This window comes from Pseudoalteromonas rubra (assembly GCF_004212645.1).
In the GTDB taxonomy this organism is placed as follows: domain Bacteria; phylum Pseudomonadota; class Gammaproteobacteria; order Enterobacterales; family Alteromonadaceae; genus Pseudoalteromonas; species Pseudoalteromonas rubra_G.
On sequence record NZ_PPUZ01000103.1, the window covers coordinates 21792 to 33329 of the forward strand.

Genomic DNA, 11538 nt, shown 5'->3' on the forward strand with positions numbered 1-11538 from the left:
GTTACCGATTTTTGCACAAAACGGCTATGCTATCGCATAAATTGGTTGACTCTGTTTGCCCAAATTTGGTGCCCATCAGCATATACCGTGGGCACCAAAGACTTCATTGTCCGCGACTTAACTGTCTTTGACTTAACTGTCTTTGACTTAACTGTCTTTGACTTAACTGTCTGCGCGGCTCATAAACTTAGATTCCGCAGTGTTGATTTTAATTTTATCACCGCTGGAAATATGCTCAGGCACCTGCACAACCAGACCGGTTGTTAAGGTGGCTGGTTTAGTACGAGCACTGGCCGAAGCGCCTTTGATAGATGGGGCGGTTTCTTCGATCACCAGCTCAACGCTTGAAGGCAAATCCAATGAAACCGGCGTACCTTCTACAACCACAATCAGCAGGCCTTTGGTTTCCTCATTGATGAACAGCACCTGCTCAGCAATAGAGTCTTTGTGTATATGATAAGGAGTATAGTCTTCCTCATCCATGAATACATACTCTTCGCCATCAATGTAAGACAGCATCGCAGGACGACGCGTTAAGTCTGCCAGTTGCAGCATTTCTTCGGCTTTGAAGGTTTCATCAACTTTACCGCCATTCACGACATCGTACATACGCATACGGTATAAACTGCCGCCAGCACGGCCTTGCGGTACTGAGCGCTCAATGTCTCGGACGATCATGACGCGACCATTGTAATCAATCGCGGCGTGTTTTTTTATTTCACTGGCTTTAGGCATAAGAAGCTTCCTGTTAGTCTAAACTGAGCGAGAAGTTAGCATGAAGTGCGTAGCTCGCCAAGTACTGTGTTCCCAATCTGCCAGCTCTGCACGTGACGCTTGTTTGAGTAGGGCGCTGTGCGCGGAGAAAATGGCTAGAAATATCATAATAACAACAGGAGTCAGGTATGGTTGAAGGGATGAAGCTGGAGTGCCGGTGCGGTCAGGTTCGTGGGCGCATTGCTGCGCATCCGCATTGGCAAGGAAACCGTCTGACCTGTTATTGCAAGGATTGTCGGGCTTATTTACAGCACCTGGAACGCGCGGACTGCCTTAACGAGTTTGGCGGCACCGATATCTATCAGGTGCCTCCGGCGCATGTCACTATTTCACAGGGACAGGCTCAGCTGGCTTGTTTGCAATTAACCCAACGAGGCGTTTATCGCTTTTACACCCAATGCTGTAACACCCCGGTGGGTAATTGTTTTAGTGCCTTTTGGCCTATGGTCGGAATAGTGGGCAGTTTTGTGCTGGGGCCACTGGATGAGCAGGTTGGTCCGAGCGAAGGCAGTGTCTATTGTCGCGATGCACTCGGACGGGTACCAGATGAACTCAAGGGCACACGCTCACATAAGGCAATGGTATTACGCCTGATTGCCAAGTTACTGGCCTGGAAGCTGTGTGGTAAAAACTCGCCGTCCGTGTTTTTTGTTAACGGCGAGCCATGCGTGGTGCCACAACTGCTTGCGCCCGGCAGTGCTGCTGACAAAGGCTAAAGCGAGTAAAGGCTCGACATGGCGTGATAACTTAAGCCAAAGTGCTGATTGAACCAGTTATTAACGTACTCGTGATGAGGCGCAAGCTTGGCGCAGCGCAGTACATGCTCGCCACTGGCCGCCCCGAGTTTGTCTTCACAGTAGGTTTGTTGCCAGACGCTGTCGAGATCGGCTTTAAACTGCGCTCGCAGCTCGGACAGCTGTTTGTCCAGGCGCGTGTTGACATCCAGAAAGTGTGCTTTTTGCGGTGCCAGGTCCAATTTGGGAAAGTCTGCATAATGGCTTTGCGTATAGTGCACCTGGCTATCATCGACCTTATGTTCAATCTGCTGTGGACCCAGGCGACCCTGATACATGATGTCCAGGCTGAAGTATTCCGTAAACTCAGTGACCGGATATTGGTAAGTTTTTGCCACCTCGACTTGTATCAACGAACCCGGCTCGGCCGGGTTAGGCTGCGCTTGCTCCAATGTGTAGTGCTTCTGGCGGCTTACCAGTTTTGCATCGCGAGTATGTTTAAAAGTCGCATGGACGTTGAGCGTAAACTGTTGGCCCCCTTGCGGGTGATACCACAGGCTGTCCCTAAAGGCTTCATTTAGCTGTGATAACACGGTTTGCAGGCGCTGCTTTTGGGTGCTGGTATCGTGCAGTTGTACAGTCAGTTTTGGGGCTATACGGATCCCGGAATAAAGCGCCCGGTCGTTCACCTGCGAGTCTGCTGAGCTGGTAATGTTCCAGGCCTGACAGTATTTGCGATAAAAGCGTTGTAAAAAGAGGCGATCCTGGCCTTGCGACGCTTTAAGCTTGTGGCACTGGCGCTCGGCGTTTTCTTGTAACTGGGCCTGATATTGGGCAAAGGTGTTGCTCAGTCTGGCGTTGGCAATCAAAAAGGCATAGCGCATCTCAAAGTAACGAAATGGATCCGGGAAGGCGGAGCGCGACAGTGACAAGGCTTCCTGTTGCAGCCAGCGAGTGGCGTAGTGCAGCTCTTCGTTTTGAGTTTCGGCCATCGGTCCGACGGGCTCGATATGCCAGCTCACCTGATTTCGCAATAACGCCTCTAGTTTGAGGGCGGCGCCGGTATGATTGCCAGACAAGCGCAACATACGCACGTCTATCAGTCCGCGATCGATGATTTTATTTCGCGCTAAGGTGAGCCTTTGGCGGGCTTCAACATCTTGTGGATCCTCGGCCAGTGCCTGTTCATAGAACTCGGCAGACTGATCGTACATCCCTGCTTCGTATAACTTGTTGCCCTTCTGGACCAAGCTTTTACAGCCTGTCACTAGCAATGTGCTTGCGATGATCAGTGCACACAATTTCGGTGGATTCATGACGCCTTCCTTGTTCTGTTTGAAAGTGATACTTACCGCACAATAAATGCAGGGCTGTGAGGAGAGAAAGCCTTGCGATATTCGGGCAAAAGTGCGTCTGCGCTTCGTTCTGAAGACAACACAATGAACCCGGCTGGAGGCAGGTTTAATCCCTCAAAGATGCGCTCCGTTAGAGCGGACAGCTTCTATATATCATGCGTCATATCACCCTAATATGACAACCGGCGCGAGTGTTTATTTTTTAGGGCCAAGCACTCGCCGTTCAGTAATTTGTTTTGGTTTGGCGGGGGCTTCCGTGAGCACCCAAACCGGACGGGTGACGAACAGGTTGTTTGGATAGACCACTTTGTGCCCGTCGACATGCCGTAACACTACATTCATCAACCCCATTTCGACAATACAGCCTTCAATGAAATTAGCGCCGTCAATGATCCTCACCCAGTTGCCAAGACGATAGTCATTTTGCACAAACATGATCAAAAAGGCCGTCAGGTTACTGAGTAAAGACCAGGCGGCAAACATGGCCACGCCCAGCATCGCAAACAGTGAAGACCCAAGTACCAGTAAGCCGCGCAATTCAATGCCCCAGAACACCAGCAGCAGACACAATAACACCGCGCCGACCAGGCCTTTTAACAGCAGCTCGGCGCGTTGCTGACGGTGCAGGTCGATTTTTCCCCGGGTGATCTTATGCAGCACTTTGATTGCCAGCTTAAGCAGCAAGGGAAACAGGAAAATAAAAAGCAGGGTGACGATCAGTTTGTACTCAGCGAGTAAAAATGTCGTAAACGTATCTGGCATATGGCCTATCCGTTGGGATGCAAATAAAACGGGATGATATCAGGGAAATTTAATCGGTTAAAAGCGGTTTTTAACCGTAAATAACCATTGCACTGAGTCTATGTTGTCGGGACCATCGAGTGGTGCGGCGACATCCAGATGCAGGACCAGGCCAGAATTGGCCCGGCTCGGTGCAAGCCGTAACCCCAGGCCGACATTTTTTAAAAACTGGCCTTGGATCTGATTGGTTAACGCATATCGCTGCGGGGGAGTCAGCGAGTGCGGATCGTCAAGGGCGCCAGGTAGTGGAGGCGCTAAGGGACGTCCATCAACCCGGCCAATATCAAAGTAGACGGCGCCACCTACTTTAAACAGTTGCAACAAATCGTACTCCCAGTAATAGCGTTTCTCAAGATTAAGTAAAATCCGCCGGTTGCCTTGCAGGTAATTACTCGGATAGCCTCTTAAGCCGGTTTCACCGCCCAGGGTGATCTGTTGGTCGGCACTGAGGTGCTTGCCATATTGCACTTCAAGCTGGCCGTACCAGGACTGACGCAAGCTGGTATTGAGATAATACTGTACCCGCGAGCTGAGCAACAGGTTTTCCGCTTCGCTCTTGCGCTTGTTCCAGTATCCATGCAGGTTGAATGCCAAGCGCAGCAAACTATTTTGAGAGGTGAAATGCGCTTTGTTAGCATTAAATGACATAACCCAGCGGCTGTCGTCATCACTGAGCTCTTTGTCGGAGTAGCCTAGCAGGGCATTAATATTCCAGCCCAGATTCAAATCTTCGGTGCGATAAATGGAATCAAAATTACGTACTTTAATGTAGGCGTCTTCAAACCACTGCGCCTGAATATAGGGATAGCGCAGTGTACGGTCTTCAGCGATAGGCAAGGTGGTGTCACGCAGTCGGGCAAACTCTTGCTTTTCATCTCGATAGCCCAGCAGCAGCCGGCGGGTCCAGTCGTTGTCGAGTGCGAATGAGCGGCCAATGTAGAGGTTAGAGATTTCACTCAGCTGCTCGTATTCGGAGATTTCCTCTCCTAAATTATAAAACGACTCAACCCGGCGATTACTTAAATTGCTCACACCATAGCTGTAGGGCGTAGCAATTGAAAAAAACGGATACTCAACACCAACGTAGTGGACTTTTCCGTCATCGTTGTCAGCGTATTCCAGCCGCCCTTTATAGCGACTTGATAAAATTTGCGGGTCGTCATAGACAAACAGGTAACCACTGCGATCAGGGTCAGATATATGGGTAAGCGACAGGCGTTTACCATAGCCCAGCAGGTTAGATTCGCGAAAACCAAGGCGGCTTGAGTTATCACCTCCGCTACGGCTAAAGCTAATATCCGGAAGCAAGGTCCAGAGATCGCGGGTCACAACGGTGACGGCAACCTCTCCATCACAGGTTTGCTCGGCAAAGATCCTGGCATCATAGATATAGGATTGTTGGCGCAGTAGTCGCTCAGACTCCCTCAGCAGTTTTGGGTCATATTTACCGCCTTGGGTAAACAGCAGCAAATTGCGGATCACCTCGGGTTTGGTCGTGATATGCGCCCTGTTTGCAAAACGAAACACCGCATTGTCTTCCTCCGGCAAAGAGGTATCAAAGACGTTTAATTGCTTAAGCTCAATACTGACCACAGATGCATTTTGTAATTCCGGCAGGGTATCTTCGCTGTCGAGCTGACGATGAAGGTTGTTGTCTTCTGGTGCATTGGCGCGGTTGTTGCCGCACTGCTCAGACGCACTCTCTGTCGTGCTGGCAACAGCGGTCCCAGAGGCGGCAGCAAGTGATGTGAATATTGTCAGTATTGAAGCGCGAACAACCCAACCCATAGAACAGCCTGTCGTTAGTTAACGTACTTTTTATTATGGCCTATGTTAGCCACAGCTGCTCAACTAAGTCTATATTATTGTTGTAAATTTAACCGTAATAATGTTACCAGGTTCGGCAAATGTTCAGTTGCAGCAAGGCCTTCCGGCGCGATCCAGATACTCTCGCTGTAGTGTTCAAAGTTGAGGTTATAGGGGTGTCCTGCACAGGTAAATCGCCACTGATGGCGGTCGGCGCCTTGGTGAAATTCCAGCAAAGAGAGGCCATCCAGGTGCAAGAAAATTTGCCCCCACAGTTCAAATTCATCCGCGTCAGGCAGTGCTGAGGGGGTGATCAGGATCGTATCCTGATCTGCCAGGTGATCGATGTGCGTTGTCACTGTGACTCCACTTGCTATATCGGGTTAATCGGTGTCGAGATAATTGCGGATCAGCTGCATAAAGGGCGCACCATATTTGCTGAGCTTGGTAAAGCCAACCCCGGATACTTTCAGGAACTCGCTGTCGTTGGTCGGGAGCAGCTGCGCCATTTCCGCCAGGGTTTTATCACTGAATACCACATAGGGCGGTACATCGTCCTGATCGGCCAGCTCTTTGCGCAGGCTACGCAGCTTGGCAAACAGCTTTTTATCGTAATTGAATTGTGCCAGTTTATCCTGATAAACGTGCTTGGCTTCCAGTCGCGGCTGTGCCAGTTGCAGCGCATACTCACCGCGCAGTACCGAGCGGGCACCTTCGGTCAGGCGCAGTGCCGCGCCCTGAGTGATATCCTGTGCGACCAGTCCGTGATGGATCAGTTGTCGCAAGATACTCAGCCAGTATTCGTTGCTGTGTTCTTTGCCTATGCCATAGGTGCTCAGTGTGTGATGCTGATTGTCCCGGATCCGGGCTGTGTTGGCACCACGCAGGACATCGACAATGTAGCCCAATCCAAAGCGCTGCTCTGCCCGGTATATGCAGGACAATGCTTGCTGAGCGACCAAAGTGCCGTCAAAGCGCTTTGGCGGGTTCAGGCAAATATCGCAGTTACCGCACGGTTCGCGCTGATATTCGCTGAAATAGTTGAGCAGGATCTGGCGGCGACAGGTTTGTGCCGAGGCAAAGCTGGCCATTGAGTTAAAGCGCTGCTCTTCAACTCTGCGGCGGTGTTCGTCCTCAATGTCTTCAAAAAAGCGTTTTACCCGGCCAATGTCGGCGGGGTCGAAATACATAATGGCTTCCGCTGCCAGGCCGTCACGCCCGGCGCGCCCGGTTTCCTGATAATACGCCTCAATACTTTTGGGGATGTCGTAATGCAATACATAACGCACGTTCGATTTATTAATCCCCATACCAAACGCCACGGTCGCCACAACAATTTGAATGTCATCGCGGGCAAAGGCATTTTGCACGAACTGGCGTTGCTCGTTGGTCATGCCGGCATGATATGCCGCAGCGTTAAAGCCGGCCTCAACCAGCTTTTCCGAGATATCATCAACGCGTTTACGGCTGGAGCAATAAACAATACCACTTTGCCCTTTTTGCGTGCGCAGGTAGCGCATCAATTGCGACAGGGGTTTGAACTTTTCTTCGATGGTGTAACGAATATTCGGTCTGTCAAAACTCCCGGTATGGATAAACGGGGTGTGCAAGCCAAGCTGGGTGACAATGTCACTGCGGGTGGCTAAATCGGCTGTTGCCGTCAGCGCCATCATAGGCACCGTGGCAAAACGTTGTTTTAACTCATGCAGGCGGCAGTAGTGGGGTCGGAAGTCGTGTCCCCAGTGCGATACGCAGTGGGCTTCGTCGATGGCAAATAATCCCAGCTTCAGATGGCTCAGACGTTCTATAAACTCACTCTGCAAGACTTTCTCTGGTGCGACATACAATAGCTTGATCTCGCCCTGATGCAGACGCTGATAAATGGCTTGCTGCTGCGCCCGGTCAATGCTGTTATTGATGAACTCAGCGCTGACCCCTAACGCCTTGAGCTGGGCAACCTGATCCTGCATCAAAGAGATAAGGGGAGATACCACTATACAGGTGCCGGGTAAGAGTAAAGCGGGTACCTGATAACACAAAGATTTGCCGCCGCCTGTCGGCAGCAATACTAAGCTGTCGCGCCCGTCCAGGCACGCCTGAATGACGTCGAGTTGCCCGTCACGGAAGTCACTGTAGCCAAAAACTTCTTTCAGTACGCCGTGCGGTGTGTCGATTGAGTGAGTTGCAAGATTTTCCATCGAGCGCATTTTAGTGGGTTTTACGTCAGATGTCTTTTGTTTTTGATCACAGGAAAATCATACTGGCGGGTACAGTTTGCGGTATACTGCGCGCTTGGCATCTGTGGGAACAATCAGAAGGCCAATTTATGTTGTGCTTGGGAGAAATGAATGGGAACGAGTAGTGAAACGAAGCAGGGGTATACCTTTGCCGTTTTAGCATTTTTGATGTGGGGACTGGCCCCCATCTATTTTAAATCACTGGATCAGGTCGATGCGCTTGAAATTCTTATCCATCGGGTTGTCTGGTCAGTGCTCTTTATCGCCTTGATCATCGCGGTTAAGCTGAACTGGCATAAAGTCATTGCGGTACTGCGCCAGCCTAAATTGATGCTGATGCTGACGGTTACGGCTTTATTGCTGGGGTTTAACTGGGGCTTGTTTATCTGGTCTGTAAATAATGGCCATATGCTGGATGCCAGTCTGGGTTACTACATTAATCCCTTACTCAATGTCCTGTTGGGCATGCTGTTTTTGCACGAGCGCCTGCGGCCTCGCCAGCAGTTTGCGGTTGCGCTGGCACTTGTTGGAGTGGTGCTGCAACTAGTGAGCTTTGGTTCGTTTCCAGTGATCGCCTTTTCTTTAGCAGGGTCATTTGCGATTTATGGATTGCTGCGCAAGACCATGGCGGTGGAGTCCTTACCCGGTTTACTGATTGAAGCCGTTATTCTGCTGCCCATTGCATTAGGTTACTGGTGGTGGCTAACACCCAGCGACACCAGCAATATGATGCTGAATGACTGGCTCACCAATTTGCTGTTGATCAGCGCCGGTGTGGTAACGACCTTGCCATTATTATGCTTTACCGCGGCTGCAAAACGCATCCCTTATTCTACTTTAGGGTTCTTTCAGTACATTGGCCCCAGCCTGATGTTTATGCTGGCTGTGGTGTTTTATGGCGAAGAGTTTAGTGCAGAGCGAGTGTTAACGTTTGCGTTTATCTGGTCTGCGTTAGCGCTATTTAGCTTTGACTCTTATCGGGCGGGTAAGGCGCAGCGCCGTCTTGCTGCGGCATGATAAAGGTAGGAGCACAGGCACTGCCTGTGCTCCGCGTGATGTTTTACAGATCGTCGTCTGCCTCTGTGGCCACCGCTTCGACTTCTTCTTTATTTGCATTGACCTTAGAGCGGCCAAACAAAGTATGAAACTTGGTTTTGCAGGTTGTCAGCTTAAGGTATTTGGCCCAGGTCTTTTCCATGGCATTTTCCGGGCTTCCTAATCCCCCCATCACCTCCACAAAGTGTTGCTGAAATTCATTTTGCGGATCACAGGCTTTAGTGTATAAGCTCTTAAGTAACGCACCATGGTTTTCCAGAATATCAGACTCTTGCAGGGTAAAGTGTCCGCTTCGTGAAAACCCCCGGGGAAAGTTAATATCATCATAGAAATGTTTTGTTGTAGCAAAAGCTTCTTTCAGGGTCGCTAAATTTTGACTCATGGTGAAATCCTCAGCATTGTTTGGCAGGAGTATGGACCATAGTGCGGAAATAATTAAACGAGTTTTTTTTATCGTAAGGGGGCTATGTGGACCTAGATCTATTAAAAACATTTGTCGAAGTAGTAAAGACCCGTCACTTTGGTCGTGCAGCCGAGAATTTATACATTACTCAATCCGCTGTGAGCTTCCGGATCCGCCAATTAGAACAAAGCCTTGGCGTGAATTTGTTTATCCGTCAGCGCAATAATATTCAGCTGACTGCGCCGGGCGAACGTTTGTTACCCCATGCCAATATGATCTTAACCGGGATGCAGCGGGCCAAAGTCGATGTGGCACTAGCTAATAACATGCACAAACAGCTGTCCCTGGCGGGTACCCCGAACATTTGGGATGCGTTTTTACAGTTTGGGATTAACCATATAGTGGCGGCCATGCCTGGGGTATCGCTGGTGGCCGAAGTCAAAGCCCAGCAAGAAAGTACACGCCTGTTGCTGGAGCGCACGCTCGATATTGCTGTGTTGTTTGATCCGCCCAAGGTCGATGAGCTGGTGGTGAAACAAATTAAGCATCTGGCCATCATCCCGGTCAGTACAATGGCGCAAACGACAAGCGAAGACTTTTTTGACAAGCAATATGTTTACGTAGACTGGGGAACGGCCTTTTCATTGTGGCATGCGAAACAGTTTACTGGCAGCACACCGCCTTATTTCAGAACCAGTACCGGCCGTATTGCGCTGGACCTTATCATGCAGTGCGGGGGCTCAGCATTTATCCCCCGTGCGCTGGCGGTTGAATCGATAGAGAAAAAACAGCTTTTCCATATTGAATCGGTAGAGCAGAATGCGCGGGAGATTTATGTTGCTTATCACAAGGACAATGATCAACTGGAGCAGATAGAAACGATTGCCAGCCTGTTGGCGTCTTTACCTGATTAGGTTACAGATTATTGAATTATTTATGATGGTCAGCTGACAATTTAATGTCAGTTTTATTTTGTGTGTAATATTTCTGTCACTTATCGCTGGCAGACTGCGCCTGTCTAAAAAATTACGTGTTGTGATACTTGAGGAAATACACATGAAATTATCTAAATCAGCATTATTTGTTTCTCTTTTCGGTGCTTTATCTGCAAGCGCTTACGCTGATGTTGATGTATATGGTAAAGCGAATTTGTCTGTACAGAGTTCAGACGAAGGTGAAGGCTCGTTCACTGAGGTGAAAAGCAACGCATCACGCTTTGGTTTAAAAGGATCAGAGAAACTAGATTCTGGTCTTGAAGTTATCTACAAATTAGAGTTCCAGGTTGACGTATCTGATGCCGACTCTAAAGGCGATGATGACAACATTACGGCACGTAACCAGTATGTAGGTCTGAAAGGTGGTTTTGGTGAGGTCGTGATTGGCCGTAACGATACGGCTTTCAAACAGTCACAAGGTAAACTGGACTTGTTCAATGACCTGGAAGCGGATATCAAGAACCTGTTTAAAGGTGAAAACCGTCTTGGCGATTCAATCTCTTACAAGTCAGCCAGCTTCAACGGGTTTAAAGTGCTTGGTACTTTTATCGCTGAAGACAGCACAGATGGCGAAAACGGTTATTCAGCAGCGCTTACTTATGGCGATGCAAAATTGAAGAGCACTAACTTCTATGCTGCGGTTGCGACTGACAGCGAAGTAAAAGGCTATGATGCAGTACGTTTCTCAGTACAGGGTAAAGTAGCAGACTTTAAACTGGGCGCAATGTATCAGATGCAAGAGAAAGTAGATGGCTCAGATGAGGCAGACGGTTACATGGTAAACGCGGCATACGGTTTTGGCGCGAATACCCTGAAACTGCAATATCAGGTTATCGACTTTGATAAGGGCGATAAGGTTGATGGTATTTCTGTGGGTATCGACCACAAGCTGAGCAAAGCTGCAAAGCTTTATGCCTTCTACTCAAGTGTTGATGAAGACAATGGTGTAGAGGAAGACTACCTGGGTGTAGGTATCGAATACAAGTTCTAAGTCTATAAACGACCTAAAACTAGATTGATAAAGGCCAGTCGGAACGCTCTGACTGGCCTTTTTGCGTTTTATGGACCTGAAATCAGGCCGGTTTAGCGGCGGTTTATATCAAAAAACACCTGTTTCGTACAATTAACGTCCGAATGGGCCGTTTTTCTCACTTTTCTTCAAAAAAGGGGTTGCGCTTGGTTTCGATTTCCCTATAATGCGCATCCACCGACACGGGGCACGACGCTGAAAAGCAACGAGCCAGCGAGTTGGGAGTCAAATAAAACTTAGCTTTGAAACTTTTCAAAATTAAGTGTTGACATAAAATGGGAAGTGATTAAAATGCACAACCCTCGGCGCTAACAGCGCAGTGACACTAAGTCGCACCGGGTAACCGG

General features: G+C 49.2%; 11 protein-coding genes. 4 read left to right on the forward strand and 7 right to left on the reverse strand.

Annotation, left to right across the window (positions count from 1 at the left end):
* Positions 1–162: 162 nt before the first annotated feature.
* Positions 163–735 carry an elongation factor P-like protein EfpL gene (gene efpL / locus C3B51_RS22065; RefSeq protein WP_046006170.1) on the reverse strand — a complete coding sequence of 191 codons (573 nt, stop codon included), beginning with the start codon at positions 733–735 and terminating at the stop codon, positions 163–165.
* Positions 736–902: 167 nt separating this feature from the next.
* Between efpL and C3B51_RS22070 the strand changes: the two genes are divergently transcribed.
* Positions 903–1490, forward strand: a complete 588-nt coding sequence (locus C3B51_RS22070) for a DUF6151 family protein (RefSeq protein ID WP_130246407.1) — start codon at positions 903–905, stop codon at positions 1488–1490.
* Here C3B51_RS22070 and C3B51_RS22075 read toward each other — a convergent pair.
* The 5 genes from C3B51_RS22075 to recQ all read right to left on the reverse strand — a co-directional run bounded on the left by C3B51_RS22075 (position 1487) and on the right by recQ (position 7668).
* On the reverse strand, positions 1487–2824 hold the full coding sequence (locus C3B51_RS22075; RefSeq protein ID WP_130246408.1) for a tetratricopeptide repeat protein: 1338 nt from the start codon (positions 2822–2824) through the stop codon (positions 1487–1489). The two genes, C3B51_RS22070 and C3B51_RS22075, sit on opposite strands and share 4 nt — an antisense overlap.
* A gap of 234 nt (positions 2825–3058) precedes the next feature.
* Positions 3059–3625 (reverse strand): mechanosensitive ion channel domain-containing protein, encoded by a 567-nt coding sequence (locus C3B51_RS22080; RefSeq protein WP_130246409.1) that lies wholly within the window; start codon positions 3623–3625, stop codon positions 3059–3061.
* Between the two features lie 57 nt (positions 3626–3682).
* Positions 3683–5452, reverse strand: coding sequence for a ShlB/FhaC/HecB family hemolysin secretion/activation protein (locus C3B51_RS22085; RefSeq protein WP_240701954.1), 1770 nt, complete (start codon positions 5450–5452; stop codon positions 3683–3685).
* Between the two features lie 74 nt (positions 5453–5526).
* Positions 5527–5829, reverse strand: a complete 303-nt coding sequence (locus C3B51_RS22090) for a DUF3630 family protein (protein WP_130246410.1) — start codon at positions 5827–5829, stop codon at positions 5527–5529.
* A 24-nt stretch (positions 5830–5853) separates the two neighbouring features.
* Positions 5854–7668, reverse strand: a complete 1815-nt coding sequence (gene recQ, locus C3B51_RS22095; protein ID WP_130246411.1) for a DNA helicase RecQ — start codon at positions 7666–7668, stop codon at positions 5854–5856.
* Positions 7669–7818: 150 nt separating this feature from the next.
* Between recQ and rarD the strand changes: the two genes are divergently transcribed.
* Positions 7819–8724 (forward strand): EamA family transporter RarD, encoded by a 906-nt coding sequence (gene rarD, locus C3B51_RS22100; protein WP_130246412.1) that lies wholly within the window; start codon positions 7819–7821, stop codon positions 8722–8724.
* A gap of 43 nt (positions 8725–8767) precedes the next feature.
* On the opposite strand, the gene C3B51_RS22105 is transcribed toward rarD, so the two are convergent.
* Entirely contained in the window at positions 8768–9145 is a 378-nt protein-coding gene (locus C3B51_RS22105) for a DUF413 domain-containing protein (protein ID WP_125717175.1), read from the reverse strand.
* An 86-nt stretch (positions 9146–9231) separates the two neighbouring features.
* On the opposite strand from C3B51_RS22105, the gene C3B51_RS22110 reads away from it, so the two are divergent.
* Positions 9232–10080 (forward strand): LysR family transcriptional regulator, encoded by an 849-nt coding sequence (locus tag C3B51_RS22110; RefSeq protein WP_046006163.1) that lies wholly within the window; start codon positions 9232–9234, stop codon positions 10078–10080.
* Positions 10081–10222: 142 nt separating this feature from the next.
* The gene (locus C3B51_RS22115; protein WP_130246413.1) at positions 10223–11152 is read left to right on the forward strand and encodes a porin; all 930 of its coding nucleotides are present in this window, start codon (positions 10223–10225) and stop codon (positions 11150–11152) included.
* Positions 11153–11538: the final 386 nt, after the last annotated feature.

Excerpts from the sequence above, each read along its gene's own strand:
- efpL (WP_046006170.1), bottom strand. The coding sequence starts at position 735 with ATGCCTAAAGCCAGTGAAATAAAAAAACACGCCGCGATTGATTACAAT.
- C3B51_RS22070 (WP_130246407.1), top strand. The coding sequence starts at position 903 with ATGGTTGAAGGGATGAAGCTGGAGTGCCGGTGCGGTCAGGTTCGTGGG.
- C3B51_RS22075 (WP_130246408.1), bottom strand. The coding sequence starts at position 2,824 with ATGAATCCACCGAAATTGTGTGCACTGATCATCGCAAGCACATTGCTA.
- C3B51_RS22080 (WP_130246409.1), bottom strand. The coding sequence starts at position 3,625 with ATGCCAGATACGTTTACGACATTTTTACTCGCTGAGTACAAACTGATC.
- C3B51_RS22085 (WP_240701954.1), bottom strand. The coding sequence starts at position 5,452 with ATGGGTTGGGTTGTTCGCGCTTCAATACTGACAATATTCACATCACTT.
- recQ (WP_130246411.1), bottom strand. The coding sequence starts at position 7,668 with ATGGAAAATCTTGCAACTCACTCAATCGACACACCGCACGGCGTACTG.
- rarD (WP_130246412.1), top strand. The coding sequence starts at position 7,819 with ATGGGAACGAGTAGTGAAACGAAGCAGGGGTATACCTTTGCCGTTTTA.
- C3B51_RS22105 (WP_125717175.1), bottom strand. The coding sequence starts at position 9,145 with ATGAGTCAAAATTTAGCGACCCTGAAAGAAGCTTTTGCTACAACAAAA.
- C3B51_RS22115 (WP_130246413.1), top strand. The coding sequence starts at position 10,223 with ATGAAATTATCTAAATCAGCATTATTTGTTTCTCTTTTCGGTGCTTTA.